This is a genomic window from Kluyvera sp. 142486, assembly GCF_046569695.1.
Classification (GTDB): domain Bacteria; phylum Pseudomonadota; class Gammaproteobacteria; order Enterobacterales; family Enterobacteriaceae; genus Kluyvera.
In genome coordinates this window covers 15,601-41,467 of sequence record NZ_JBKHUI010000023.1, presented here as the reverse complement: position 1 = coordinate 41,467, position 25,867 = coordinate 15,601, and the positions used below count along the sequence as shown (strand labels likewise).

Sequence of the window (25,867 nt, the reverse complement as noted above, 5' to 3'; positions counted from 1 at the left end):
TTTGCCTGTCGCGGCACACTCGGCTTGCAAACACAACCGGAGAGTCCTATGAACTTCAGTCAATTACACCATCAACCTCAGCCTCTGCTTATCGCCAATATCTGGGATGTACCCAGCGCGCTGGCGGCCGAAAACGCCGGATATCAGGCGATGGCAACATCCAGCGCCGCCATCGCGGCCATGCTGGGCTACGCCGACGGTGAAGGCCTCGCTTTTGCCGAGCTGCGCTATCTGGTTAGCCGTATTCGCGCCTGTACCACATTGCCACTCAGCGTGGATATGGAAGCCGGATATGCCAACAGCGTGGACGGTATTGTTGAGAATTTGCAGCAGTTGGCGGCGCTTGGCGTGGTGGGAGTGAATCTGGAAGATAGCCGGGTTCAGGGCAGTGTGCGAAGTCTGGAGAACGCAGACCATTTTGCCCATCGGCTATTGGCGATCCGCAAAGCGCTCAACGCCAGTGGCTGTTCGCTCTTTTTAAATGTGCGTACCGATGCCTTTTTGCTCGGTGTAGCTGACGCATTGCAGGTGACGCTGTCACGCATAGCTCACTATGCGGCAAACGGTGCCGACGGGCTGTTTGTGCCGTGTGTCCACCGCGCGCAGGATATTGCCACGCTTGTCCAGCAAACCACCCTGCCGCTGAACGTGATGGCGGTTCCCGAACTGGCCGATTTCGCCACGTTGGCAGAACTTGGCGTACGTCGCATTTCCATGGGGAATGCGGTACATAGTGCAATACAAACCCGGCTAAACGATCTACTGTTAACCCTTCGCCATCAGCCGTCCTTTGCAGGAGTCTTCGACGATGAAAGTCACCGATAGCGCCCAGTGCGACACCTGGTACCAGGCGCTGCTGGCGCGGGCATCGGAGTATACCGGTGTGTTCTACGTCGGGGTAAAAACCACCGGGGTGTTCTGTATTTCGGTGTGTCGGGCACGAAAACCGAAGCGGGAAAACGTGGAGTTCTACCGTGATTTTAAGTCGGCGCTGGACGCAGGCTTTCGCCCCTGCAAGGTATGCCGCCCCACCGAAAACGCCTGTAGCGCGCCGGATTTTATCGAGCAGGCGCTTGAGCTGGTGCGGCAAACGCCGAAAGCGCGCGTCAGCGATACCCACCTTCGTGAACACCATATCAGCCCGGAGCGCGTACGACGCTGGTTCTTGCACCATCACGGCATCACCTTTCAGGCGTTCCAGCGGATGCAGCGGGTTAACGTTGCCCTGCAGGAGTTGAAAAGTGGGCGCAGCGCCACGGACGTGGCTTTTGATAGCGGATACGAATCGCTCAGCGGCTTCGGCTATACCTATAAAAAACTCACCGGTTCCTCTCCGGTAACGGTCCAACCTTCGCTGCTGATTCACCGCTTTACCACGCCGATTGGGCCGATGTTCGTCTGCGCCAGCGAACGTGGGGTGTGCCTGCTTGAGTTTGTCGACCGCCGAATGCTGGAGACTGAATTTAGCGATATCCAGCGCCTGCTGAATGCCCGCATTATCGCCGGGCAAAATGATCATACCCGGCAGGCGGAAAAAGAGATTGGCGAGTATTTTGCCGGGCAGCGTCGGCACTTCACCCTGGCGCTGGATACGCCCGGCAGCGACTTTCAACGCCGCGTCTGGCAGGCATTGTGTCTGCTCCCCTGCGGCGAAACCACCCACTATCAGGCGCTGGCCGAAGCGCTCAACAAACCCACCGCCGCCCGTGCCGTTGCGGCAGCCAACGGCGCAAATCGCATTGCTATCGTCATTCCCTGCCATCGGGTGATTGGCAAAGATGGCAGCATGACCGGCTACGGCGGCGGCATTGCCCGCAAGGCCTGGCTGCTGGAACACGAGAGCAAAATAGCCCGCGCGGAGAGATAATCCGCGCTTTATCAAACCGATTGAGGATGCCATGAACGCAACGCCCAAGGATCTCTTACTGACACGGATGGCCCAGGCAGCCCGCACGTCCACCACGTTCTCCCTCTGGCCCGGCGGCGATGCGCCGGGTGCCAGCACCAGTGGCGTAACGCCCACGCTGGAAAGCGACCACACCGGCAGCAGCGCGTGGGATCGCGCGGTCACCGGCGTTCGTGCACCGCAGATAACGGTATTTCAACCCGAGAATCCCAACGGCGTGGGGATTCTGGTGACGCCTGGCGGTTCCTATCAACGGGTGGTGCTGGATAAAGAAGGCACGGCGCTGGCCCCTGATTTTACCGCTCAGGGCTATACACTATTTGTGATGACCTATCGCATGCCGGGAGACGGTCACCAGGAGGGAGCCAATGCCCCGCTGGCAGACGTTCAACGCGCCATGCGCACCCTCCGCAGCCAGGCCGCCCGCTGGCAGATTTCTCCTGACAAAATCGGCGTTCTCGGTTTCTCCTCTGGCGGGCACGTGGCGGCAAGCCTTGGCACGCGCTATCTGGAGGAGGCCTATCCACCGCTGGACGAGATTGATGAGATTTCCGCCCGGCCTGATTTTATGGCGCTGGTCTACCCCGTTATCAGCATGGACGACGGCTTCGGCCACCCCGGCTCGCGCCGTGCGCTGATTGGCGATACGCCTGACCCGGCGCAGCGCGCGCATTACTCGCTGGAAAAACGTGTCGACCGTCAGGTGCCGCCAACCTTCTTGCTGCATGCGGTCGACGATCCGGCGGTGAAGGTGGAAAACAGCCTGGCGCTGTTTAATGCGCTGCACGCGCAGCAGGTGCCGGTGGAGATGCATCTGTTCGAACAGGGGCGGCACGGGTTTGGTATTCGCGATGCCGAGGGGTTGCCGGTAGCGGTGTGACCACGGTTGATGATGAACTGGATTGCGACGCCGGGAATAGTACTTAACCCTGCGTTTGCAAATACACCATCTGCGTTTGCAGGTATTCATTCAGCCCATGCTTGCCGTCCGCCCCGCCGATGCCGGACTTACGCCAGCCAGCGTGGAAACCCTGCATCGCTTCAAAGTTTTCGCGGTTGATATAGGTTTCACCAAACTTAAGGCCGCGTACGGCTTTCATCGCCTGGTTGAGGTCGCGGGTATAGACCGATGAGGTCAGACCGTAGTCACTGTCGTTCGCCATCTTCAGCGCCTCATCCAGCGTATCGAACATCACGACCGGCAGTACCGGGCCGAAGGTCTCTTCGTGCATGATGCTCATCTCCTGGCGCACGTCCAGCAGCAGCGTTGGCGGGTAGAAATAGCCTGCGCCCTCTACCGCTTTACCGCCCAGTACCACCTTCGCCCCCTGGGAAACGGCTTTTGCCACTTTTTGCTCTACACGCTCCAGCGCGGCGGCGTTAATCAACGGCCCCATGGCTATATCGTTGCGTTTTGCCGGGTCACCAAACGCGACGGCTTTCATCGCTTCACCCAGCTTGTTGACGAAGCTATCGTAAATCCCTTTCTGCACATAGACGCGTTCGGCGCAGTTACACACCTGCCCGGTGTTAATCACGCGCGAATCAACAATCGCTTTCACCGCCAGCTCAATATCGGCGTCGTCCAGCACGATCGCCGGCGCTTTGCCGCCCAGTTCAAGTCCCACTTTGGTGATATTTTTTGCCGCCGCTGCCATGATTTTCTCACCCGCTGCCACGCTGCCGGTCATGCTGACCATCGCCACCTTCGGGTTACCCGCCAGTTCCTGACCCACGGTTTCACCGCGTCCCAGCACCAGGTTGAAAACGCCTTTCGGCAGGCCAATTTTATGGACAATTTCAGCAAAGGCGATGGCGTTATTCGGTGTGAACTCGCTTGGTTTGATAACGATGGTATTGCCGGTAATCAGCGCTGGCGCCATCTTGCGGGCAATCAGGAAGAATGGGAAGTTCCACGGCAGAATACCGGTGGTCACCCCCAGCGCACGTTTAAAGACGAAGATATTTTCACCGGGGCGATCGCTTTGCAGGATCTCCCCCTCGTAACGACGCGCCCACTCGGCCATGTACTCGATATAGTCAGCGGTAAAGCCCACCTCAACCTCTGCCAGCTGTTGAATTTTGCCGCCTTCGGCAACGATCATCTGGCTAATTTCCGCCGCACGTTCGCGAATGCCTGCAGCAATTTTACGCAGCCATCCGGCACGTTCAATCGCTGGCAGCGCTTCCCAGGCAGGCTGCGCGCGTTCAGCGGCATCAATCGCTTGCTTCGCGTGCTCGGCATCGCCATCAGGAATACGGGAAAGACACGCTTCGGTTGCTGGGTTAATCACATCAATCCAGCTATCGCCCTGCCAGGTGACGAACTGACCATCGATATACATCGGGTGTTGCACGGGTGACGTCATGAGCTGCTCCTGTCTGTGTTAGGTCGTTAACAAGTAAAAATATTGTTAAATACATATACACTCTGGCAACTTTTCCAACCGATTATGTCTGTTTCTGTGAAGCCGCGCGAAAAGATAGCGCGCTAATTTTCCACAGGATGCGGCGCTGGTTTAGCCGAGGTTTATCGCGAAAGACCTATCATGTAGCGCAATGTTTTTTCTTTCTGGCTTTACTGAGTTTTAAAATGCGTAAAATACCCAGCGTGCTGGCATTTGCGTCGGCACTGCTGCCGGCCGCCTCCAGCTTTGCAGATGAGATAAATCTCTACTCCGTCAATACCGGCTCTTTTGTCTACCATATGAGCGGCAACCACGGTCAATATAACGAAAAATTTAATAACGACTTTTTCTCCATCGAACGTAAGTTCTCAGAAGATTCCAAATACAGTCTGCTGGTCGGAACGATGAAAAACAGCTTTGCTGATCGCTGCCTGTCGCTGGGCGTGCGTCGTGACTGGCTCCAGGGCAGCGGCCAGAATAAGGGCTGGACCTTTAAAGGCGTGTACGCCTATACCGGCGAGTTCTTTTTTGATGCCTTCAGCCACTGCGGGGATTCCGGCACTTACCACACGGCGAAAAAAATCACCGGCGTGGGCTTCTCTCCGTATATCTACCACGGGCTGCAGTACAACTTTACCGACTATTTCGGTATTGAAAGCGGCATCATTCTGCCGTCGATATTTGTGGTCAGCGTGCAGTGGAGTTTCCGCTAACCCGGCCAAGACGGCGGCCGGATTGGCGTCATGCCATCGAACGGTTGGCTAAGACCTGCTGAAGCTGAGGGTCGGTCGAAAGATGCTGCCAGGCGGCTTCAACTTCAGCGGGAATATCGACGTGGGCGATAAAGTCTTTTCCGCGCGGCCCGTAGCCCAGAGCATCATCGCGCAGGCGCGGCACCTCACCAAGTAGCAGCGACAGATAGCGCGATACTGGCCACAGCCCAACCGCAGGCTGGCGGTAGCTGACGCCTTCCGGCGTATTGAGCAGTTCCGGCACGTAGCCCGGATAGCTGAGCCAGCGCGGAGCGCTGTCAACGCCCTGCCAGACGCGGGTAAAGGTCGCCATCGTGCGGCGCTGCATGGTTGGGTCCTGCACCACCGTCACCGTCTGTGGATGAATACCCCTCTCTTCCATCACCCGACGGGTAAACCAGGCATTCTCACCACAGTTGGTAGACTGGTCTTCCACCACAATGCGCTCCCGCGGGATCTGCCAGAAGCGGTGGGCAATCTCCGCCAGTAGCGTAGCCTCGGCTTCACCATTGCAGCGAAGACTTTGATAGCGCGGGTGCTGGGCAATAGCCTCATAGAGGAAGTTCGTCGAATGACCAATGCCGCCGCTTATCAATAGCGAACCGCCGTGTTCGCTCACCAATTGACAGGCGGCCTCAATGGTTGGCATCACGGCATTACCCGCCATCACCACCCACTGCGTTTGTGAAGCCTGCGGCGGCGCGGCAAAATCATTTTGTGCCAGCCAACGCCCCAGTTCGTTGGCGGCGTTCAGCGTTTCCTGCGGTAAATTTGATACGTTCATCGCCTGCTCTACTCCCTTCGTCTCTACCAATTTGTAACAATCCTGAAATAACCAGAAACGTCTAAAAACGATAGGGTTGCACCTGAATAAAGCACTATTTAAAAGATGTTTTTCAGGATTTAAACCCATATCATTGCAAATTTTTAGTCAAAGCAAACAGAAATGGTTCTCATTTTTGCTCACAAATTTCAACAACAGGCTTGCCAAAAATAACGCCCATATCTAAGTTGCTTAACAAACACACAACCTTTTTCACAATCCAGGTTGCACCATTCAAACAAAAAAGGTGATACCTGATGTTAACCCAATGTGGCGGGAGTTATTCTTCATGACAATACAAGAAAGTAGCACCACGATCCTGAAAAAGAATAAGAGGGTCCTGATTGCGAGTCTGACCGGTAGTTCCATTGAATGGTTTGATTATTTTTTATACGGTACAGCAGCCGCACTGGTGTTCAATAAGATCTTTTTCCCGATGGTTGACCCAGTCATCGGCCTGATTCTCTCCTACCTCTCCTTCTCGCTCACTTTCTTTATCCGCCCGATTGGCGGCGTGATCTTTGCCCACATTGGCGACCGTATTGGTCGTAAAAAAACGCTAGTGCTAACCCTATCGCTAATGGGGAGTGCAACCGTGATGATTGGCCTGCTGCCGACCTACGACATGATTGGCATCTGGGCACCGATTTTACTCATTCTGATGCGTATTATTCAGGGGATTGGCATCGGCGGTGAATGGGGTGGCGCGCTGCTGCTGGCCTATGAATATGCGCCGGAAAAGCGTAAAGGCTTCTTCGGCAGTATCCCGCAGGCGGGCGTAACCATTGGGATGCTGATGGCGACCTTTATCGTCTCGCTGATGACCCTGTTCAGCGAAGAACAGTTCCTCTCCTGGGGCTGGCGCATTCCGTTTTTGATGAGCGCGGCACTGGTGCTGGTTGGCCTGTGGATCCGTAAAGATATCGACGAAACACCGGAATTTAAGAAGGTGAAATCGTCTGGAAATGTCGCTAAAGCGCCCCTGCGCGAAACCCTGACCCATCACTGGCGTGAAGTGATTATCGCGGCCGGTCTGAAGGTGGTGGAAACCGCTCCGTTCTATATCTTCTCCACTTTCGTTGTGAGCTACGCTACCACCACCCTGACCTATCAGAAGTCGCAGGTGCTGGAAGCGGTGACGCTCGGCGCACTGGTCTCTACGGTGATGATCCCATTGATGGGTCTGCTCTCCGATAAGATTGGCCGTCAGCGGATGTACGCGATTAGCGTCGTACTGCTGGGTCTGTTTATCGTGCCGTGGTTCCTGCTGCTCAACACCGGCACCACCTGGGGGATTACCCTCGCTACCGTTATCACCTTCGGGATTTTATGGTCACCGATTACCGCCGTGCTGGGTACGCTGTGCTCAGAAATCTTTAGCGCCAACGTACGCTATACCGGCATCACGCTGGGCTATCAGATTGGCGCAGCGCTGGCAGGCGGAACTGCACCGCTGATTGCGACTGGTCTGCTGGCGAAATACAACGGTGATTGGGTTCCGGTGGCCTGGTATCTGGCAACGACGGTGGCGATTTCTCTGACGGCGATTTTCTTTGCCAGCCGTCGAAAAAATCACGCGGCTGCGGTGAACGCGCAGACCAGTCAGATTTAATCCGTAGGCCCGATAAACGAAGCGCCATCGGGCAACATTGAGCACAGTGCCGGATGGCGGCTCCGCCTTATCCGGCCTATAACCCATCACATAGCAAACAAATAATCACCCTTCTGTAACATTTATTTTTCACATTCACTTGAATTATGGTTTTCAGCGAACGTAAAATCATTAGAGCTCTAATGATTATGAACGTATCGCCTATGGATAACCGTCAACTTAATTTTTCTCATCTCCTCTATCTCACCGCCCACCACTGGCGGCTGGCGGTAAACCGTCGACTGAAAGATCTGGGTATGAGCCAGGCCACATGGGTCGCCGTGGCCAGCATTGCGCGCAACGAACAGCCGCTATCGCAAGCTGAACTGGCTCAGGAGCTAGGAGTAGAAAGCGCCACCGTTGTGCCGCTGATTAACAAACTGGTCGAGGCCGGACTGGTCGAGCGAGTGCTGACCGAGCGCGATAAACGTAAGCGGCTGCTGGTCGCCACGCCAAAAGGACTTGAGCTTTATCATCAGGTGAAAGCCGTGGCGGATGAACTGCGCGAAGAGATTCTGACGGTGATTACCCCGGAAGAGCAAGAAATTACCCAACGCGTACTCACTCGACTGCTGCGCGAAGTGGAGAAAAAATAATGGCTCCACCGCGCCGCGACCCTTACGCCCCGCACGACTGGGCGCCCCACGAAAAACCGGCGATCCTCGGCTCCCCGTCAACGCCGATTCACAGCGCGCCAAAGCGTGTCGCTTACGGGATCGTCGGCCTGCTGGTCTGCCTCACCGGGGCGCTCGGCAACGCGGTCGTCACGGCCAATTTGCAAAACCTGCAGGGTTCATTTGCCGCCTGGTCGACGGAAATCGCCTGGCTGCCTGCGGTGTACGTCATGACCAACGTTTCCATTAACCTGTTGCTGGTGAAATTTCGCCAGCAGTTTGGTCTGCGGGCGTTTACCGAAGGCTTTCTGGTGCTCTACGTGCTGGTCACCTTCTTTCACCTGTTCGTCAACGACCTCAGTTCAGCGCTGATGGTGCGCGCCGCTCACGGCATGGTGGCAGCGGCGCTCAGTTCGCTCGGGATCTATTATCAGGTGCAGGCCTGGCCGGCAAAGCATCGCCTGAAGGCGTTGACCATTGGGATAACCGGTTCGTCGCTGGCGATCCCCATCGCCCGCCTGTTCTCCACTGAATTGCTGCAAATTGATGAATGGCGCGGGCTCTATTTCTTCGAACTGGGGCTCGCGCTGGTGTCGCTGGCCTGCGTTATCGCCCTCAAGCTGCCGCCGAGCGATCGCAAAAAAGTGTTCGAGAAGAAAGATTTCATCACCTTTATGCTGCTGGCACCCGGCATGGCGCTGATTTGTGCAGTACTGTCGTTAGGCCGCCTGGACTGGTGGTTTGAAGCACCGTGGATTGGCTGGTCGCTGGCCGGGGCGGTGGTGCTGATCTTCTCGGCTATCATCTTTGAACATAATCGTGCCAACCCGCTGCTCAATACCCGCTGGCTCTCCAGCGGCAGTATTTTACGTCTGGGGCTGATTATGGTGCTGATCCGCATCGTGCTGGCAGAGCAGAACACCGGCGTGATCGGCTGGCTCCAGTACGTAGGTCTGCAAAATGAGCAGATGACGACGCTGGCCTGGTCCATTTTTGCCGGCATTACCTGCGGAATTATCGCCAGTTGCCTGACGCTCAACCCGCGCCGCCTCTACTGGCCGACCGCAACGGCGCTGACCCTCATCATGATAGCCTCCCTGCTGGATAGCCAGTCCACCAGCCTGACTCGCCCGGACCAGTTGATGTTCAGCCAGTTCCTGCTCGGCTTCGGTAGCGCCTTCTTCCTTGCGCCCGCCATGCTTGCGGGTATTGGCGGGGTGATTGCCGATCAGCGCAACCTGGTGAGCTTCTCAGTGCTGTTTGGCATGAGCCAGAACATTGGCGGCCTGCTCGGTTCCGCGATCCTCGGCACGTTCCAGACCTGGCGTGAGAAATTCCACTCCAGCCAGCTTGCCGACCAGATAACCACCCTCAACCCGGTGATTAACGAGCGGCTACAGCTTTACGCCCAGCAGTATCAAAGCCAGCTTGGCGATAGCGCGCTATTGAACGTTCAGGCCAGTACCGTGCTACAAAACCTCTCCACGCTGGAGGCCAATATTCTCGCCTACAATGACACCTATCTGCTAACTGCGGCCATTTCCGCCGCCACGCTGCTGTGGGTGTTCTGGCGATTACTAAGACTGCGTATTACCGCCCATATCGCGCTGAAACGTGCGACGGGCAGCAAATAACAACAAGAGAGATCTGGAGTCGTTATGAGTCAGCAGGATGCGGCCCAACAACAGGCCAATACCCGAAACAATATCCGCGTGGTGTCCATTTTCACCGCCGCGGCCATCGGCCTCGTCGGCGCACTGGTGATTCTGTACGCCTGGCAGCTACCGCCGTTTACCCGCCACAGTCAATTCACCGATAACGCCTACGTGCGAGGCCAGACTACCTTTATCAGCCCGCAGGTCAGCGGCTACGTCACCGGGGTAAACGTGCAGGACTTTAACCAGGTCAAAAAAGGCCAGGTGCTGTTCCAGATTGATGACCGTATCTATAAGCAACGCGTGCACCAGGCACTGGCGCAGTTAGCAATGAAGGAAGCGGCGCTACGCAATAACCTCCAGCAGCGTAAAAGCGCCGAGGCGGTGATTGCCCGCAATGAAGCCGTGCTGCAAAACGCCCGCGCGCAGAATCTGAAATCCCAGGCGGATTTAAAGCGCGTGCAGGATTTGACGGCTGACGGTTCGCTGTCGATTCGTGAGCGTGACTCCGCTCGCGCCAGCGCCGCGCAGGGCACGGCGGATATCGAGCAGGCGAAGGCCACGCTGGAGATGTCGAAGCAGGATCTGCAAACCACCATCGTCAACCGTGACGCGCTGGAGGCCGACGTGTCCAACGCCAAGGCCTCGCTGGAACTGGCGGAAATTGACTTGCAAAACACCCGCATTATCGCCCCCACTGACGGCCAGCTTGGGCAAATCGCCGTACGGCTTGGCGCTTATGTCACCGCCGGAACACACTTAACGCCGTTGGTACCGCCGCAGCATTGGATTATCGCCAACCTGAAAGAGACCCAGCTTGCAACAGTGCGGATTGGTCAAGCGGCAACCTTTACCGTCGATGCGCTAAATAGTGAGAAATTCAGCGGTACCGTGCAGAGCATTTCACCCGCCACCGGCGTGGAATTCAGCGCGATTTCGCCGGATAACGCCACCGGGAACTTTGTCAAAATTGCCCAGCGAATTCCGGTGCGTATTGCCGTGGATGATGGGCAGAAAAACCTGCAGCGTCTGCGCCCGGGAATGTCGGTACAGGTCACAATAGATACCCGTGCGGAGACGAAGCCATGATCCGCCCCGTCGCCCTGGCGCTGGCTCTCGCGCTGGTCGGCTGTCAGTCTGCCGACGTGCAGCGAGCTGAGCCTACGCTGGATATTCCTGCCGCCTGGCGCGCCGATATTGGTCCCGCAAGCCCGGTCGAGGGCGTATGGTGGCGCAATTTCCACGACAGCGCGCTCAATCAGTACGTTGACCAGGCGCTGCGCTACAACAGCGATGTGCTGATCGCCCGCGAGCGGGTGAATGAATATCAGGCGCGCGCCTATTCCGCCGACAGCAGCCTGTTCCCCACGCTGGACGCCGGGCTGACCGGCACCCGTGCCCGAGCGCAGTCCGCCGCCACCGGTTTGCCGATTCACAGCACCGTCTATAAAGGCGGTCTGACCGCCAGCTACGATGTTGATCTCTGGGGGGCGAATCGCAGCGCGTCCGATGCCGCTGAGGCAACTCTGGAGGCGCAAAAAGCCGCCGCCGCTGCCGCAGATTTGACGGTCGCGACCTCGGTTTCCGTCGGCTATATCACCCTGCTGTCGCTCGATGAGCAGCTACAGGTCACGGAACAAACGCTGAAGTCGCGGGAAGAGGCGTATAAGCTGGCAAAGCGTCAGTATGAAACCGGCTATACCTCTCGCCTCGAACTGATGCAGGCGGATTCAGCGCTACGTTCTACGCGTGCTCAGGTGCCGCTGCTACGCCACCAAATCGCCCAGCAGGAAAACGCGCTCAGCGTGCTGCTCGGCAATAATCCCGGCGAAGTGAAACGCAACGCGTTTGATAAACTCACCCCACTTTCGCTGCCGTCGCAGCTTCCCTCTACGCTGCTCAACCGCCGCCCCGATATCGCTCAGGCCCAGCGCCAGTTGATCGCTGCCGATGCGACTCTGGCATCATCGCAGGCCAAACTTTTGCCGTCCATTAATCTGACGGCAACCGGCAGCCTCCAGGACCGCACGCTGCCAGACCTGCTCGATAACCCGCTAAGACTCTGGAGCATTGGCGGCAGTATTCTTGCGCCGTTGCTCAACCGTCAGGCGCTAAATGCGCAGGTCGACGTATCGATGGCCCAGCGCAATCAGGCGCTGTACAGCTATGAAAAAACGGTGCGCAGCGCGTTTAAAGAGGTCAACGATAGCCTCGATGCCATCACCCGCTACGGCGAACAGCTGACTGAACTGCAGGGCCAGGAAGAAGTCGCACAGGAGACGTTGCGGCTGGCGCAGAATCGCTACAACAACGGTTACTCTTCTTATCTTGATGTGCTGGATGCGCAGCGTACCCTGTTCTCAACGCAAATCAGCGTAGTACAGGTGAAAAACAACCTGCTGCTGGCGCAAATCGATCTTTACCGGTCGCTAGGAGGCGGCTGGTCTTCGCTGTCAGGCTGACAAATCCCAAGGGGTGTCACAATGCAAAAACAGTGGTCGGACGTTGATAATTATTTGATAGATAACCTGATTCCCGATGATGCCGTGCTGTCTCAGGTGCTGGAAAACAACCATCGCGCCGGTCTGCCCGCGCACGACGTAGCGGCTAATCAAGGGCAGCTACTGGCGCTGTTTATCCGCATGGTGGGCGCGAAATCGATTCTGGAGATAGGTACGCTGGGCGCGTACAGCACCATCTGGATGGCCCGCGAACTGCCGCCGGGCGGCCGTTTAATCACCCTCGAAGCCGACCCGCTGCACGCCCGCGTGGCGCGGGAGAACCTCACCCTCGCCGGGCTTGATGAGGTGGTGACGCTGCGCGAAGGCCCGGCGCTGGATTCGCTGGCGACGCTTGAGGATGCTGCGCCGTTTGACGTGATTTTTATTGATGCCGATAAGCCGAATAACCCTTACTACCTGCAATGGGCGCTGAAGTATTCTCGCCCAGGGACGTTGATTATTGGCGATAACGTGGTGCGCGACGGCGAGGTCACCAACCCTAACAGCACCGACGATCGCGTGCTCGGCGTGCGTCGGTTTATTGAAATGATGCATAACGACCCGCGCCTGACGGTCACGGCGCTGCAAACGGTCGGGATTAAGGGATGGGATGGGTTTACGCTGGCGTGGGTGAACGCGTAGTCTGAGGTGAAGACCCGGGGTCGGCGTACGCCTCACCCGGGCTACAACATTATGTAGGCCGGATAAGGCAATGCCGCCATCCGGCAATGTGCCGGAATCTGCCCGATGGCACTACGCTTATCGGGCCTACAACACCGTGTGGTCCAGTACCAGAGGGATCAGGCGACGATCTGTTCCATCGCTTGCAGGATACGTTTATCCGAGATCGGATACGGCGTCCCCAACTGCTGAGCAAAGAAGCTGACGCGCAGCTCTTCAATCATCCAGCGGATTTCCTTCACATCGTCATCTTCACGGCGTGTCGGCGGCAGCTTGTTCAGCCACTGCTGCCAGGCCTGCTGGACGCTTTCCACTTTCAGCATCTGCGCGCGGTCGCGGTGCGGGTCGACGGCCATTTTCTCCAGACGTTTTTCAATCGCCTGCAAATAACGCAGCGTATCGCCCAAGCGACGGAAGCCGTTGCCGGTGACAAAACCGCGGTACACCAGGCCGTTCATCTGCGCCTTAATGTCCGACAGCCCCAGCGCCATGCTCATATCCACGCGCCCTTTCAGCCGTTTGTTGATGTTAAATACCGCCGTCAGAATCTGCTCAACCTGTTTGGCAATCTCTACCACCGTCTCATTGAGATTGGCGCGCACCTTTTCGTGCAGCGCCGCAAAGCCCGCTTCGCTCCACACCGGCCCGCCCGCTTCGTCAATGAGCTTGTCCACGCCGCAGGAGATGCAGTCGTCGATGAGGTCCAGCACCTTGCCGTACGGGTTAAAGTAGAGCCCCAGTTTGGCTTTGTTCGGCAGTTTCTCATGCAGATACTTAATCGGCGACGGGATGTTCAGCAACAGCAAACGACGCAAGCCGCGCCACATTGCCTGCTGCTGTTCCAACTGGTTATCAAACAGCTTAATGGCTACGCTGTCACGTTCATCCACCAGCGCTGGCCAGGCTTTGACCTTATAGTTGCCGCGCTTCTGCTCGTAGCGATCCGGCAGGTCGCCAAAACTCCAGATATGCAGGCCACTCTGCTCGATACCGTCGTCGGCGACCGCCGACAGCGTCTCCTGCACCTTGCCCTTCAGCGTATCTTTCAGCGCCTGTAGCGAGCGCCCTTCCTGCAGCTTCTTGTTTTTGTCGTCTATTACGCGGAAGCTGATTTTCAGGTGATCGGGCACCTGATCCCACTGCCAGGCTTCGCGGTCAACGGTGACGCCGGTCATCCGGCGCAGTTCACGCTCCAGTGAATCGAGCAGCGGCAGCTCCAGCGGCGTCGCGCGGCCTAAGAAGGCCTCGGCATAGTTCGGCGCAGGCACAAAGTTACGGCGTAACGGCTTCGGCAGCGATTTAATCAGCGCGATAATCAGCTCACGGCGCAGCCCCGGGATCTGCCACTCAAACCCGGCCTCTTCGACCTGGTTTAACAGCGGCAGCGGAATATGCACCGTTACGCCGTCGGCGTCAGCCCCCGGCTCAAATTGATAGGTGAGACGCAGTTTCAGGTTGCCCTGATGCCAGAAGTTCGGATAGTCCAGCTTGCTGACCTGCTCCGCCCCTTCTTTTATCAGCATGCTCTTCTCGAAGTTGAGCAGATCCGGGGTTTCACGGCTGGCCTGCTTCCACCACTTATCAAAGTGGCGCGCGGAGATAACCTCGTGGCTGATGCGCTGGTCATAGAACTCAAACATCGTCTCGTCATCCACCAGGATGTCGCGGCGACGCGATTTGTTTTCCAGCTCTTCAATTTCAGCGCGCAGCTTTAAGTTGTCGCGGAAGAAGCCGTGACGGGTCTGCCAGTCGCCCTCCACCAGCGCGTGGCGAATAAACAGCTCGCGGCACAGCGCCGGGTCAATCTGGCTGTAGTTAACCTTACGCGCCGCCACAATCGGCAGCCCGTAGACGGTCACTTTCTCTGTCGCCATCACCGCGCCCTGCGCCCGTTCCCAGTGCGGTTCACTATAGGAGCGCTTGATCAGATGCTGCGCCACCGGCTCTACCCATTCCGGGTCGATGCGCGCGGCAATGCGCCCCCACAGACGGCTGGTTTCCACCAGTTCAGCGACCATCGTCCATTTTGGCGGTTTTTTGAATAAGCCAGAGCCTGGGAAGATGGAGAAGCGGGCGTTACGCGCGCCGGTAAACTCTTGTTTGTCGGTATCTTTCATGCCGATGTGCGACAGCAGACCGGTCAGCAGCGAAATATGAATTTCGCGATACTCTGCCGGTTCACTGTTTACCGGGATGCCGAGTTCTTTCACCACCTGACGCAGCTGGGTGTAGATATCCTGCCACTCACGCACCCGCAGGTAGTTGAGGAAGTCGAGCTTGCACTGGCGGCGGAACTGATTCGACGACAGCGCTTTTTGCTGCTCGCCGAGGTAGTTCCACAGGTTTACAAAGGCCATGAAATCTGACTCTTTGTCGTGGAAACGGCGATGCTTTTCATCGGACGCTTGCTGTTTGTCCATCGGACGTTCGCGCGGGTCCTGAATGGAGAGCGCCGAGGTGATGATCATCGCCTCGCGCACGCAGCCGTGTTTCTGCGCTTCCAGCACCATGCGCGCCAGACGCGGGTCAACCGGCAGCTGGCTTAGCTGGCGGCCCTGCGGCGTCAGCTTATAGGCAGTGGCTTGTTCATCAGTGGTGATCGCGCCCAGCTCTTCGAGCAGGCGTACACCGTCCTGAATATTGCGTTTATCCGGCGCTTCCACGAACGGGAACGCGGCGATATCGCCAAGCCCCAGCGCGGTCATCTGCAAAATAACGGAGGCCAGGTTGGTACGCAGAATTTCCGGGTCGGTAAACTCCGGGCGCGACAGGAAGTCATCTTCGGAGTACAGACGAATACAGATACCTTCCGACACACGGCCGCAGCGGCCTTTACGCTGGTTTGCGGAGGCCTGAGAAACCGGCTCAATCGGCAGGCGCTGCACCTTGGTGCGATAGCTATAGCGGCTGATACGCGCCGTACCGGGGTCAATCACATACTTGATGCCCGGCACCGTCAGCGAGGTTTCCGCCACGTTGGTCGCCAGCACGATGCGTCGTCCGCTGTGCGACTGGAAGACGCGGTTCTGCTCGCTGTTCGATAAGCGGGCGTAGAGCGGCAGGATCTCAGTATGGCGCAGGTCGCGTTTGCTCAGCGCGTCGGCAGTGTCACGAATTTCACGCTCGCCGCTCATAAAGATTAAGATATCGCCCGGCCCTTCCTGGCCCAGTTCATCGACGGCGTCGAAAATAGCCTGAAGCTGGTCGCGCTCGGTGTCGTCTGCATCTTCGACAATCGGACGATAGCGCACATCCACCGGATAGGTGCGGCCGGAAACTTCGATAATCGGCGCGTTATTAAAGTGGCGCGAGAAGCGTTCCGGGTCGATGGTCGCCGAGGTGATAATCACCTTGAGATCCGGGCGACGCGGCAGCAGTTCTTTCAGGTAGCCGAGCAGGAAGTCGATGTTAAGGCTGCGTTCGTGCGCCTCATCGATAATGATGGTGTCGTACTGCATCAGCAGGCGGTCCTGCTGGATTTCCGCCAGCAGAATACCGTCGGTCATCAGTTTGACCATGGTGTTATCGCTGACGTGATCGCTAAAGCGAACCTTGTAGCCAATGCAGCCGCCCGGCTCGGTTTTCAGCTCTTCGGCAATACGGTTGGCAACGGTACGCGCCGCCAGACGACGCGGCTGGGTATGGCCAATCAGCCCTTTAATCCCGCGCCCCAGCTCCATACAGATTTTCGGCAGCTGGGTGGTTTTACCCGAACCGGTCTCGCCCGCGACAATCACCACCTGGTGGTCGCGTACGGCGTTGAGGATGTCTTGTTTCTTCTGGCTAACCGGCAGGTTTTCCGGGTATTCAATCACCGGACGCGCCGCTTCACGTAGCACAACCTTACCGGCAGCCTGTTCAATTTCCTGCGCCATCTCCTGGTAAATGGCCTGTTGTGCTTCAGGATTTTTAACCTTCTTAACGCCGTGAAGTCGGCGGGCAAAGCGCTGTTTATCCCGCAGCGTCAGCGTATCAAGGCGCTGGCTGAGCATCGCAAAGGTGATTTTTTGTTGTTCTGTCATAGTGTTATTGGGCAGCGCACTGCCGGGAAAAGCTCTCATAAAGAATCGTCATAGCATACCACACTTGCGCATTTCGAGCCTTGTTCAAAAAAACTGAACATAGACTTCGATATATTGCGCTATCTCTGTGGCAGGATTGTGAATAAAGTGTCATCAAGCAACAGGGCATCGCCCGTCAATCAAATATAAGGAATTACCTATGAGCAAAGTATTAGTTCTGAAATCCAGCATCCTGGCAGGCTACTCTCAATCAGGTCAGCTGTCCGACTATTTTGTTGAACAGTGGCGTGAAAAGCACTCCGCTGACGAAATCACCGTCCGTGACCTGGCTGCCAATCCAATCCCGGTGCTGGATGGCGAACTGGTCGGCGCGCTGCGCCCAAGCGACTCCCCACTGACCCCACGTCAGCAGGAAGCGCTGAAGCTCTCTGACGAACTGATTGCTGAGCTGCAGGCCCACGACGTGATCGTTATCGCCGCGCCGATGTATAACTTCAACATCCCTACGCAGCTGAAAAACTACTTCGACCTGATTGCCCGTGCAGGCGTCACCTTCCGTTACACCGAGAAAGGTCCTGAAGGTCTGGTAACCGGTAAACGCGCTATCGTACTGAGCAGCCGCGGCGGCATCCATAAAGATAGCCCAACTGACCTGATCACCCCATACCTGAACGTGTTCCTGGGCTTCATCGGGATCACCGACGTAAACGTGGTCTTCGCGGAAGGTATCGCTTACGGTCCAGAAGTAGCCACCAAAGCAACCGCTGATGCGAAAACCGTGATCGACAGCCTGGTCGCGTAATCGCTCCGCAGTAAATACAAAAACCCTGCTCACATGAGCAGGGTTTTGTTTTTTGTAGTCCGTCCAGGCGCAGCGCCGCCGGGACTGTCTCCGGCTACTTGTTGTCGTAGCGCAAATATCCAGCAATGCCACCGCCGCCATCTTTCGGATGATGAACACCGTCATGAACTTCTACACAGGCAAAATCAAACGGTGACACGCCCTCAAGGCAGGCGACGTTAATCCCATATTGCTGGGGATTCGAACGCCGCTGATGGAAGGTGTAAATGCCGCACACCGAACAGAAAAAATGAACGGCCTCGCCGGTATTAAAGCGATACTCCGTTAATTTATCCTGACCACGCAAAATTTCGATGCCCGACAACGGCGCAGAAACCGCGACCGCACCGCGCATCCGGCAATAAGAGCAGTTGCAGCGCCGGGCCGTATTCAGGCCATCGCTAAGCACCACGGTAAAGGCCACTGCGCCGCAGTGGCATTGGGCGGAACGTTTGTCGCTCATCAAGCCTCCCGTTATGCGCGAGCCGCGATGCCGTCGAGCGTCGCCAGCGCATCCTCAGGTAAGGTCAGTTGCCCCGCCGCCATATTTTCCTGCAGATGCGTCACCGATGACGTGCCGGGGATCAGCAGAATATTGGGTGAACGGTGCAACAACCAAGCCAGCGCCACCTGCATCGGCGTGGCTTCAAGAGAACTCGCCACATCGTTCAACGCGGAAGATTGCAGCGGCGAGAAACCGCCCAACGGGAAGTACGGTACATAGGCGATACCGTCACGCGCCAGTGTATCGATCAATTCGTCATCGCGGCGATGCGCAATATTGTACTCGTTCTGCACGCAGACGATGTTAGCTAGCTTACGCGCTTCCGCTACCTGCGTCAGCGTCACGTTACTTACCCCAATATGCTTTATCAGCCCCTGCTGCTGCAGTTCGGCCAGTACGCTGACGCTGGCTTCGATAGAACCTTCTCGTGGCGCATGGCCGTCGCCGATCATCACGCGCATATTGACCACATCCAGCACGTCGAGGCCGAGGTTGCGCAGGTTATCGTGAACCGCCTGCTTTAATTCCTCGGCGGAAAACGCCGGCAGCCAGGCTCCCTTGTCATCACGACGCGCGCCAATTTTAGTCACAATCACCAGGTCGTCGGCATAAGGATGCAGCGCTTCGCGGATAATCTGATTGGTCACATGCGGTCCATAGAAGTCGCTGGTATCAATATGATTTACACCAAGCGCCAGCGCTTCGCGCAGCACGGAAATCGCGGCATGTCTATCTTTTGGCGGACCGAAAACGCCAGGGCCTGCCAGCTGCATCGCCCCGTAACCGAGGCGATTAACGAATTGAGAACCAAGGGAAAACGTAGTGTAACGGGTCATAACGTCCTGCCTGTAACATCATGATGAATGTGACCGTCAGTATAGGAACGCTTTATAGGTTGCCACTGTGCTTTTCATGCCATAAACGCAAAAAAGTGACCCTACCCACGTAATTTTCCGGCGCTGAAGATGTTTTTTATAGGGATTTTCGCCCTTTGCGAATAACACTTATCGCCAGCGCGCTATTTTTCCCGCAGCGACATGCTTCTACTATTCGGCTATTCCCATTGAGACCCGGAGAAATAACATGAAAGCATTCGCCATTACCCACGCTGCCAGCGAAGGCAGCAACATTCCTTTTCTCAGCGAGATTGAACTGCCGATGCCTGAGGCCACAGGCCACGATCTGCTGGTCGAAGTCAAAGCCATTTCCGTGAACCCGGTGGATACCAAGGTTCGCGCCGGATTTAGCAGCGACACGCCGCGCGTGCTGGGCTGGGATGCCGTTGGCGTGGTGAAGGCCGTAGGCCCGCAGGTGACGCTATTCGCCCCTGGTGATGAAGTCTGGTACGCCGGTGCCCTGGGACGCCCGGGCAGCAACAGCGAGTTCCAGTTGGTCGATGAACGTATTGTGGCGCTGAAACCGCGCACGCTGGACAACGCTTCCGCCGCGGCGCTGCCGTTAACGGCGATTACCGCCTGGGAGTTGCTATTCGACCGTCTGGGCGTTGCCCGCGGCGGCAACGAAGGCGATACCCTGCTTATCGTCGGTGCGGCAGGCGGCGTAGGTTCCATCCTGACGCAGCTGGCAAGCAAGCTCACCAAAATGACCGTGATCGGTACCGCTTCACGCCCGGAAAGTCAGCAGTGGGTCCGCAATGCTGGCGCGCATCACGTGATTGATCATCGCCAGCCGCTGACTCAGGAACTGGCCCGTATTGGTATTCCAGCCGTCACGCATGTGGCCAGCCTCAACAATACCGACGAGCACTACCTTGAGTTGATTGCTGCCCTGGCGCCGCAGGGAAAGCTGGCGTTAATTGACGATCCGGAGAGCCTTGACGCACGCCCATTAAAGCTGAAGAGCATCTCACTGCACTGGGAGTTTATGTTCACCCGCTCCATGTTTGAAACCCAGGACATCATTGCACAGCATAAGCTGCTGACCGAGGTCGCCACTCTAATCGATCAAAAAATCATCACCACAACGCTTGGCGAGCATTACGGTGCCATCACCGCGGAAAACCTGCGCAAAGCGCACGCCCAGCTCGAAACCGGCCGGGCGGTAGGAAAAATTGTTCTGGAGGGATTTTAAATGATTTCAATTATTGCCGTACTGAAGGCGAAAACGGGAAAACGTGAAGCGTTAAGCGAAGCGCTGAAAGCCCTGCTGGCTCCAACGCGTCAGGAGCCGGGGAACCATGACTATGCGCTGTTTCAGCTGCGCGATGAGCCGGACACCTTTTATGTCCGGGAATCCTGGGATGACGAGGACGCGCTGAAGACACACATCTCACTGCCGCATTTCCAGACCTTTATCGGGCAGATGGACAGCCTGTTAGCCGAGCCGCTGCGGCTGGATTACCTGACGCCCATCGAGTAATCCCGTCGCGCTACTCCTGTAGCCATTTTTCGTAATGGGCAAGCCATTCGACCGTTTTCGTCCCTGGCCTGCCTAACGCGAAGCCATGCCCGCCGGTTGGGTAACGGTACATCGATACCGGCACCTGCTCGCGCAGACAGGCTGCCTGCATGATAAGCGTGTTATGCGGATCGGACACCGGATCGTCCTCAGCCTGTACCAGAAACATCGGCGGCGTTTGCGGCGTAACGTATTGTTGCACCGACCATGCCGCCTCTTCGCTTTCCGTCGCCGATTTTCCCACCAGTACTTTATGCGTTGCGGTATGGGTATAGGGTTTCTCAAGCGTAATTACGGGATAAATCAGCGCCGCACGGCTTACGCTTGCCGGTCGTTCATCCAGCGCATCCTGCGCCGGGTAGCTATGATAATTCGACCGTGTCGCTGCCATTCCCAGCAGATGCCCTCCGGCGGAGAACCCCAGTGCGCTCACCTGTTTTTCCCGTTGCGCCACGATCCTCAACGCGCGCTGCGCATCCTGTAAAGCGACCAGATTGCCATCGTGCCAACCTTCTCCCGGCAGTCGGTAGCTCAACAGATAGGCGGTATAGCCTCTGGCGACCAACCAACGTGCCGCAGGCCAGGCCTCCATGACCATTTCAATTCGCTGATAGCCGCCGCCCGCCGCAATCAATACCCCGTGGCCGTTAGGTTCGTTCGGCGTTAGCACCGTGACTGACGGTGTTACTATTTGGCTTTGCGCCCCTTTTTGGCTTACCCGTATCGGCCCCATCGGCCCACCACCGCCCGGGGGGGTGGCGGGCCATAGCGGTATTGTCTGCTGCTGTCGGGGCGCAGACAAAGCCGATGGAAAACCGTATCGGGCTGAAAATAGCGTGGCGGTGATACCCAACAGAAAATGGCGACGGTGCATAAGTGCATCTCGATAAGGACGGAATCAACAGTTAAGCAAAAAAGGAAGGATGAAGAATGGAGGATTTATGACCAATGATTACGGAGATATCCCGTTTGTTGTGGGCTAAATTCTGAAAAGCGGACAGCTGGATATAAACACAGCCATTTTAATTGCTAGCGCCTGAGCGCCTGCTATAGGATCTCCGCAATCCCGAGCATTCGGGGGAGGCGCAATGTTGCGGGGACTTTATCCCCGGCGGCACCTGTTGCTGGAAAGAGAAAACCCCCGCACGTTGTTTGGTATAACCTGGCAACGTAACGAGGGCCATTCTTGAACCTCAACGACTCAAGGATAGCCGCGTACGGTTGCCATTGCAACACAGGCGGTTATATGACGTTCAGGGAAGCGTTAGTGATTGCGGTTGTGACGTCAGTGGTTGGGCCTATCGTGGTCACGCTGGTGTGTCACTTCTTCAACCTCTAACCTGACAGGAGCGTGATGCCTCGTCGCAATGATGGCATGCGCCCGAACCGGGCCACTGGGGTAAAACCTGGTGGCCTTTTTCGTTAAGGGTTTGTTATGCATGGCATTGGCCGTAGATATTTAGGGGTAATATTCTCGGATGGTTTGCATTTTTCAACGTTATATAATCAAATACACATCGTTTATTTCCCCTCCTTACTGAGTGACTTATGTCGACATTACAACGTTTACTCCTTGGCCTGACGCTGGCATGCGCAAGCCTGGTTGCCGCCACCCCTGCGCTGGCTGACCGTACCGTTACCGATCAGCTTGGCCGTCAGGTAACCCTTCCCGATACCGTTAACCGCGTGGTGGTTCTCCAACACCAGACGCTAAACCTGCTGGTCCAACTCAACGCCTCTGATGATATTGTCGGTGTCCTGAGCAGCTGGAAAAAACAGCTCGGTCCAGAGTTTGCCCGCTTTATGCCGGGCATTGAAAAAATGCCAATGCCGGGCGACCTGACCCAGGTCAATATCGAAAGCCTCCTCGCACTGCACCCGCAGGTGGTGTTTGTCGCCAACTACGCGCCAGAAGCGATGATTCAACAGATCACTAACGCCGGTATCCCGGTTGTCGCGATATCGCTGCGTGAAGATGCTGCTGGTGAGAAGAATAAGATGAACCCGACGATGGCGGATGAAGAGCACGCCTACAACGAAGGGCTCAAACAGGGTATTCGTCTGATTGGCGAAGTGGTCAACCGCAAAGCACAAGCCAACCAGCTTATCGACTACACCTTCAATGCTCGTGCGAAATTCAACGCTCCGGTAGCCAACATCCCGCAGACAGAGAAAGTGCGCGTCTACATGGCGAACCCGGATCTCAACACCTACGGCTCCGGTAAATATACCGGCCTGATGATGCAGCATGCGGGCGCAATGAACGTGGCGGCAGCAACGGTAAAAGGCGCGCGTCAGGTCTCACTTGAACAGGTATTACAGTGGAATCCGCAGGTCATTTTCGTCCAGGATCGCTATCCGGATGTGGTGAAACAGATCACCAGCGATCCGCAGTGGCAAGGCATTGATGCGGTCAAAAATCATCGCGTTTGGTTGATGCCGGAATACGCCAAAGCGTGGGGCTACCCGATGCCTGAAGCGCTGGCGATTGGCGAACTGTGGATGGCGAAAAAGCTCTACCCGGAACGCTATAAAAACGTTGATGTCGATGCGCAGGCGCAGGATTACTACCATCGTTTCTACCGCACCGACTGGCAGGCTAATGCACATCAGTAGCCATCCGAAAACGGTACAGGGTGGGCTGATGTTACTCACCCTGGTGGTTGCCGTGGTCTCACTCTGTTTTGGGCAGTATGGCCTGTCGATTAGCGATGTGCTGAATCAACTCGCGCATCCGCATAGCGATGCCGATATTGCCCATCAGATTGTCTGGTCCGTGCGCCTTCCTCGTATTCTGATGGCCATGCTGGCAGGCGGTGCACTAGGCTTGTGCGGGGCGACGCTACAGGGCGTGTTTCAGAACCCCCTGGTCGACCCGCATATTATCGGCGTGACCTCCGGCTCTGCCTTTGGCGGCACGCTAGCCATTCTGCTTGGCTTCAGCATGCCGATGATGATGGGCTCCACCTTCTTCTTTGGTCTGCTGGCGCTGACGCTGGTCTATCTGCTCGCCGCGCTTCAGGGAAGAGAAAGCACCCTGGTGCTGATTCTCGCCGGGATCATTCTCAGCGGCTTCTTCGCCGCACTGGTAAGTCTGATGCAGTACATGGCCGATACCGAAGAGGTGTTGCCCAACATTGTGTTCTGGCTGCTGGGCAGTTTTGCCACCGCCAACTGGACCAAAGTGCTACTGCTGTCGATCCCCGTCGCCGTGGCGGCGCTGGCGCTCTACAAGCTGCGTTGGCGCATCAATTTATTGTCGCTGGATGATAAAGACGCTCGCGCCCTTGGCGTTCGCGTCACCGCGCTACGCCGTGGCGTGCTGCTATGTTGTGCGCTACTGGTGGCTGCACAGGTAGCGGTAAGCGGCAGCATCGCCTGGGTGGGGTTGGTGATCCCGCATCTGGCGCGGATGCTCTCCGGTGCCGATCACCGCCGCCTGCTGCCTTGCGCTTTCTGGATGGGGGCAAGCTTTATGATTCTGGTAGATGACCTCGCCCGCACGTTGACCGCCGCCGAGATCCCCATTGGGATCATTACCGCGCTGGTGGGCGCCCCGCTCTTCACCGTCATGCTGGTGCGCGCAAGCCGAAAAGGGATGCTCAAATGACCCCAACGCTTTCCCTTTCCCAACTGGAGTACGGCCATAAAACGCCGCTGTTTGCGCCGCTCAGCCTGCACTGTCAGCCCGGTGAAGTCTGGGCCATTCTGGGGGCGAACGGGCGCGGAAAAAGCACACTGCTGGACACCATCACCGACGTGTTACCGACCATAGCGGGTGATATTACCGTGACCGGCGGCGTGGGCATCGTGCCACAGTCGTTTCGCCCGGCCTTTGCCTGGCGAGTACGGGAAGTGGTGTTGATGGGCCGCGCGCGGCATATCGCCCTCTTCTCGCAGCCACAGGAAGAGGATGAACAGCAGGTGATGGCAGCGCTGGCGCTGCTGAACATTACCGCACTTGCCGACGCGCTGTTCAGCAACCTGTCTGGCGGCCAACAGCAATTGGTGATGATTGCCCGTGCGCTAGTCAGCGCCAGCCAGAACATTCTGTTGGATGAACCCTGCTCGGCGCTGGATTTGGGAAATCAACAAACGGTGCTACAGCTGATTAGCGACCTGGCCCACGCACAGTCGCGCACGGTGATGTTCACTACCCACGACCCCACGCACGCGCTGCAGGTCGCCAGCCATACGCTGCTGCTGTTGCCCAACCGTCAGTGGTTGGCGGGGCCGACCGACGAGATCGTGCAGGAACAGAATCTACAGCAGGCGTACGGCGTTAAGGTCCGCAAGCTACAGCTTGAGGATTACCCTGCCGCCGTGGTCACGCCATTATTTACCCTGCGTCGCTAGCCGACATAAAGCCCGCATCGCACAGGCAGCGCTGCCCTTCATCCGCGAGGATAAATCGGTAGAACTGCTGCGCGGCGGCGCTTTCATCCAGCATCGCCATATAGTAGTCACAGCGAATATTCCACCCCTGCGGAATCACCACGCTGCGTACATCCGGCTCGCCTTGCAGCGCCGTGGCGTAGTGGGCATAGCCGATAAACAGATCGGCTAGCTCTTCACGAATCAGCCAGCTGCTCGCCATTTCACCTGCGGGAACCGTCAGTGATTCGCGCCCGCCTACCAACGGCATTGCCCGCCGTTTAAGCGATTCGCCGAGCCCAGGATAACCTGCCTCAAGCTGTTCAAACAGCTGCCAGGTGTAATCCCCCGAGGGATCGCACAGCGGCGTTGACGTCCCCAGACGCAGCGATGGGTCGCTCAACAGTTCGAGCCAGCTTTTACCCGACGTTTGCGGAGTATTTCTGACCGTCACAATCAGCGTATTGCGCGCAAATATCTGCAGGCCGTGCGCCCGCCCGCTATCGCAGAGCGTTTGCGGGTGCTGTCGGTTAGCGGAAGCAAAGAGCGAACACGGCGCACCATTCTCGATGCGCTCACGCAGCAGCCCGGCGGGCCCAAAGACAAGTTCAACGGGTATCCCGGTTTGAACGGAAAAGAGAGACTGAAGCGGAATAAAAGCGCGGCGGAGGCTGCCCGCCGCCAGCAGAGTGAGTGTAGAGTTCATAAAAGCTACG

General features: G+C 57.0%; 23 protein-coding genes. 16 read left to right on the top strand and 7 right to left on the bottom strand.

The window, feature by feature from the left end; all coding sequences use genetic code 11:
* Positions 1-48 precede the first annotated feature (48 nt).
* From ACLGE8_RS20610 to ACLGE8_RS20600, 3 genes are read left to right on the top strand one after another with little or no spacing between them, the layout of a single operon-like run.
* Positions 49-825: an isocitrate lyase/phosphoenolpyruvate mutase family protein gene (locus ACLGE8_RS20610; RefSeq protein ID WP_411000850.1), complete on the top strand. Its 777-nt coding sequence runs from the start codon at positions 49-51 to the stop codon at positions 823-825.
* Complete coding sequence (locus ACLGE8_RS20605; protein ID WP_411000848.1) at positions 809-1,867, top strand: bifunctional transcriptional activator/DNA repair enzyme AdaA; 1,059 nt, start codon at positions 809-811, stop codon at positions 1,865-1,867. Before ACLGE8_RS20610 ends, ACLGE8_RS20605 begins: the two co-directional genes overlap by 17 nt.
* 31 nt (positions 1,868-1,898) lie before the next feature.
* Entirely contained in the window at positions 1,899-2,786 is an 888-nt protein-coding gene (locus ACLGE8_RS20600) for an alpha/beta hydrolase (protein ID WP_411000846.1), read from the top strand.
* A gap of 43 nt (positions 2,787-2,829) precedes the next feature.
* On the opposite strand, the gene aldA is transcribed toward ACLGE8_RS20600, so the two are convergent.
* Positions 2,830-4,275, bottom strand: coding sequence for an aldehyde dehydrogenase (gene aldA, locus ACLGE8_RS20595; protein WP_411000844.1), 1,446 nt, complete (start codon positions 4,273-4,275; stop codon positions 2,830-2,832).
* 224 nt (positions 4,276-4,499) lie between these two features.
* Here aldA and ACLGE8_RS20590 point away from each other — a divergent pair, with 224 nt between their 5' ends.
* Positions 4,500-5,027, top strand: a complete 528-nt coding sequence (locus ACLGE8_RS20590) for a hypothetical protein (RefSeq protein WP_370631777.1) — start codon at positions 4,500-4,502, stop codon at positions 5,025-5,027.
* A 28-nt stretch (positions 5,028-5,055) separates the two neighbouring features.
* Here ACLGE8_RS20590 and ACLGE8_RS20585 read toward each other — a convergent pair whose 3' ends face one another.
* A complete protein-coding gene (locus ACLGE8_RS20585; protein WP_411000842.1) occupies positions 5,056-5,850 on the bottom strand; it encodes a YdcF family protein in 795 nt (264 codons plus the stop codon).
* Between the two features lie 328 nt (positions 5,851-6,178).
* Between ACLGE8_RS20585 and ACLGE8_RS20580 the strand changes: the two genes are divergently transcribed.
* From ACLGE8_RS20580 to ACLGE8_RS20555, 6 genes are all read left to right on the top strand, one after another.
* Entirely contained in the window at positions 6,179-7,501 is a 1,323-nt protein-coding gene (locus tag ACLGE8_RS20580; RefSeq protein ID WP_411000840.1) for an MFS transporter, read from the top strand.
* Positions 7,502-7,704: 203 nt separating this feature from the next.
* Positions 7,705-8,136, top strand: a complete 432-nt coding sequence (locus ACLGE8_RS20575) for a MarR family winged helix-turn-helix transcriptional regulator (RefSeq protein WP_411000838.1) — start codon at positions 7,705-7,707, stop codon at positions 8,134-8,136.
* Complete coding sequence (locus ACLGE8_RS20570) at positions 8,136-9,788, top strand: MFS transporter (protein ID WP_411000836.1); 1,653 nt, start codon at positions 8,136-8,138, stop codon at positions 9,786-9,788. The genes ACLGE8_RS20575 and ACLGE8_RS20570 overlap by 1 nt, the downstream gene beginning before the upstream one ends.
* Before the next feature lie 24 nt (positions 9,789-9,812).
* Complete coding sequence (locus ACLGE8_RS20565; RefSeq protein WP_411000834.1) at positions 9,813-10,898, top strand: HlyD family secretion protein; 1,086 nt, start codon at positions 9,813-9,815, stop codon at positions 10,896-10,898.
* A complete protein-coding gene (locus tag ACLGE8_RS20560) occupies positions 10,895-12,271 on the top strand; it encodes an efflux transporter outer membrane subunit (RefSeq protein WP_411000832.1) in 1,377 nt (458 codons plus the stop codon). The genes ACLGE8_RS20565 and ACLGE8_RS20560 overlap by 4 nt, the downstream gene beginning before the upstream one ends.
* A gap of 21 nt (positions 12,272-12,292) precedes the next feature.
* Positions 12,293-12,952: an O-methyltransferase gene (locus tag ACLGE8_RS20555; RefSeq protein WP_411000830.1), complete on the top strand. Its 660-nt coding sequence runs from the start codon at positions 12,293-12,295 to the stop codon at positions 12,950-12,952.
* Between the two features lie 158 nt (positions 12,953-13,110).
* On the opposite strand, the gene hrpA is transcribed toward ACLGE8_RS20555, so the two are convergent.
* Positions 13,111-17,013: an ATP-dependent RNA helicase HrpA gene (gene hrpA / locus ACLGE8_RS20550; protein ID WP_411000828.1), complete on the bottom strand. Its 3,903-nt coding sequence runs from the start codon at positions 17,011-17,013 to the stop codon at positions 13,111-13,113.
* 199 nt (positions 17,014-17,212) lie between these two features.
* Between hrpA and azoR the strand changes: the two genes are divergently transcribed.
* A complete protein-coding gene (gene azoR, locus ACLGE8_RS20545; RefSeq protein WP_411000826.1) occupies positions 17,213-17,815 on the top strand; it encodes an FMN-dependent NADH-azoreductase in 603 nt (200 codons plus the stop codon).
* A 94-nt stretch (positions 17,816-17,909) separates the two neighbouring features.
* On the opposite strand, the gene ACLGE8_RS20540 is transcribed toward azoR, so the two are convergent.
* Both ACLGE8_RS20540 and ACLGE8_RS20535 read right to left on the bottom strand, forming a co-directional pair.
* Entirely contained in the window at positions 17,910-18,320 is a 411-nt protein-coding gene (locus tag ACLGE8_RS20540) for a GFA family protein (protein ID WP_411000824.1), read from the bottom strand.
* Between the two features lie 8 nt (positions 18,321-18,328).
* Positions 18,329-19,195 (bottom strand): aldo/keto reductase family oxidoreductase, encoded by an 867-nt coding sequence (locus tag ACLGE8_RS20535; protein WP_411000822.1) that lies wholly within the window; start codon positions 19,193-19,195, stop codon positions 18,329-18,331.
* A gap of 247 nt (positions 19,196-19,442) precedes the next feature.
* Between ACLGE8_RS20535 and ACLGE8_RS20530 the strand changes: the two genes are divergently transcribed.
* Together ACLGE8_RS20530 and ACLGE8_RS20525 are read left to right on the top strand one after the other, a co-directional pair.
* A complete protein-coding gene (locus tag ACLGE8_RS20530; RefSeq protein WP_411000820.1) occupies positions 19,443-20,450 on the top strand; it encodes a zinc-binding alcohol dehydrogenase family protein in 1,008 nt (335 codons plus the stop codon).
* Positions 20,451-20,738: a putative quinol monooxygenase gene (locus ACLGE8_RS20525; protein WP_411000818.1), complete on the top strand. Its 288-nt coding sequence runs from the start codon at positions 20,451-20,453 to the stop codon at positions 20,736-20,738.
* Between the two features lie 10 nt (positions 20,739-20,748).
* Here the strand turns inward: ACLGE8_RS20525 and ACLGE8_RS20520 are convergent, their stop codons facing one another.
* On the bottom strand, positions 20,749-21,651 hold the full coding sequence (locus tag ACLGE8_RS20520) for an alpha/beta hydrolase (RefSeq protein WP_411000816.1): 903 nt from the start codon (positions 21,649-21,651) through the stop codon (positions 20,749-20,751).
* Between the two features lie 674 nt (positions 21,652-22,325).
* On the opposite strand from ACLGE8_RS20520, the gene ACLGE8_RS20515 reads away from it, so the two are divergent.
* The 3 genes from ACLGE8_RS20515 to ACLGE8_RS20505 are packed head-to-tail and all read left to right on the top strand — an operon-like array spanning position 22,326 to position 25,133.
* Complete coding sequence (locus ACLGE8_RS20515) at positions 22,326-23,393, top strand: ABC transporter substrate-binding protein (RefSeq protein WP_411000814.1); 1,068 nt, start codon at positions 22,326-22,328, stop codon at positions 23,391-23,393.
* A complete protein-coding gene (locus ACLGE8_RS20510; RefSeq protein WP_411000812.1) occupies positions 23,380-24,387 on the top strand; it encodes a FecCD family ABC transporter permease in 1,008 nt (335 codons plus the stop codon). The genes ACLGE8_RS20515 and ACLGE8_RS20510 overlap by 14 nt, the downstream gene beginning before the upstream one ends.
* Entirely contained in the window at positions 24,384-25,133 is a 750-nt protein-coding gene (locus ACLGE8_RS20505; RefSeq protein WP_411000810.1) for an ABC transporter ATP-binding protein, read from the top strand. Before ACLGE8_RS20510 ends, ACLGE8_RS20505 begins: the two co-directional genes overlap by 4 nt.
* On the opposite strand, the gene ACLGE8_RS20500 is transcribed toward ACLGE8_RS20505, so the two are convergent.
* Positions 25,117-25,857 carry a substrate-binding domain-containing protein gene (locus tag ACLGE8_RS20500; RefSeq protein WP_411000808.1) on the bottom strand — a complete coding sequence of 247 codons (741 nt, stop codon included), beginning with the start codon at positions 25,855-25,857 and terminating at the stop codon, positions 25,117-25,119. The two genes, ACLGE8_RS20505 and ACLGE8_RS20500, sit on opposite strands and share 17 nt — an antisense overlap.
* Between the last annotated feature and the right edge of the window lie 10 nt (positions 25,858-25,867).

Coding starts and splice junctions, on each gene's coding strand:
- ACLGE8_RS20610 (WP_411000850.1), top strand. CDS start 49: ATGAACTTCAGTCAATTACACCATCAACCTCAGCCTCTGCTTATCGCC.
- ACLGE8_RS20605 (WP_411000848.1), top strand. CDS start 809: ATGAAAGTCACCGATAGCGCCCAGTGCGACACCTGGTACCAGGCGCTG.
- ACLGE8_RS20600 (WP_411000846.1), top strand. CDS start 1,899: ATGAACGCAACGCCCAAGGATCTCTTACTGACACGGATGGCCCAGGCA.
- aldA (WP_411000844.1), bottom strand. CDS start 4,275: ATGACGTCACCCGTGCAACACCCGATGTATATCGATGGTCAGTTCGTC.
- ACLGE8_RS20590 (WP_370631777.1), top strand. CDS start 4,500: ATGCGTAAAATACCCAGCGTGCTGGCATTTGCGTCGGCACTGCTGCCG.
- ACLGE8_RS20585 (WP_411000842.1), bottom strand. CDS start 5,850: ATGAACGTATCAAATTTACCGCAGGAAACGCTGAACGCCGCCAACGAA.
- ACLGE8_RS20580 (WP_411000840.1), top strand. CDS start 6,179: ATGACAATACAAGAAAGTAGCACCACGATCCTGAAAAAGAATAAGAGG.
- ACLGE8_RS20575 (WP_411000838.1), top strand. CDS start 7,705: ATGGATAACCGTCAACTTAATTTTTCTCATCTCCTCTATCTCACCGCC.
- ACLGE8_RS20570 (WP_411000836.1), top strand. CDS start 8,136: ATGGCTCCACCGCGCCGCGACCCTTACGCCCCGCACGACTGGGCGCCC.
- ACLGE8_RS20565 (WP_411000834.1), top strand. CDS start 9,813: ATGAGTCAGCAGGATGCGGCCCAACAACAGGCCAATACCCGAAACAAT.
- ACLGE8_RS20560 (WP_411000832.1), top strand. CDS start 10,895: ATGATCCGCCCCGTCGCCCTGGCGCTGGCTCTCGCGCTGGTCGGCTGT.
- ACLGE8_RS20555 (WP_411000830.1), top strand. CDS start 12,293: ATGCAAAAACAGTGGTCGGACGTTGATAATTATTTGATAGATAACCTG.
- hrpA (WP_411000828.1), bottom strand. CDS start 17,013: ATGACAGAACAACAAAAAATCACCTTTGCGATGCTCAGCCAGCGCCTT.
- azoR (WP_411000826.1), top strand. CDS start 17,213: ATGAGCAAAGTATTAGTTCTGAAATCCAGCATCCTGGCAGGCTACTCT.
- ACLGE8_RS20535 (WP_411000822.1), bottom strand. CDS start 19,195: ATGACCCGTTACACTACGTTTTCCCTTGGTTCTCAATTCGTTAATCGC.
- ACLGE8_RS20530 (WP_411000820.1), top strand. CDS start 19,443: ATGAAAGCATTCGCCATTACCCACGCTGCCAGCGAAGGCAGCAACATT.
- ACLGE8_RS20525 (WP_411000818.1), top strand. CDS start 20,451: ATGATTTCAATTATTGCCGTACTGAAGGCGAAAACGGGAAAACGTGAA.
- ACLGE8_RS20520 (WP_411000816.1), bottom strand. CDS start 21,651: ATGCACCGTCGCCATTTTCTGTTGGGTATCACCGCCACGCTATTTTCA.
- ACLGE8_RS20515 (WP_411000814.1), top strand. CDS start 22,326: ATGTCGACATTACAACGTTTACTCCTTGGCCTGACGCTGGCATGCGCA.
- ACLGE8_RS20510 (WP_411000812.1), top strand. CDS start 23,380: ATGCACATCAGTAGCCATCCGAAAACGGTACAGGGTGGGCTGATGTTA.
- ACLGE8_RS20505 (WP_411000810.1), top strand. CDS start 24,384: ATGACCCCAACGCTTTCCCTTTCCCAACTGGAGTACGGCCATAAAACG.
- ACLGE8_RS20500 (WP_411000808.1), bottom strand. CDS start 25,857: ATGAACTCTACACTCACTCTGCTGGCGGCGGGCAGCCTCCGCCGCGCT.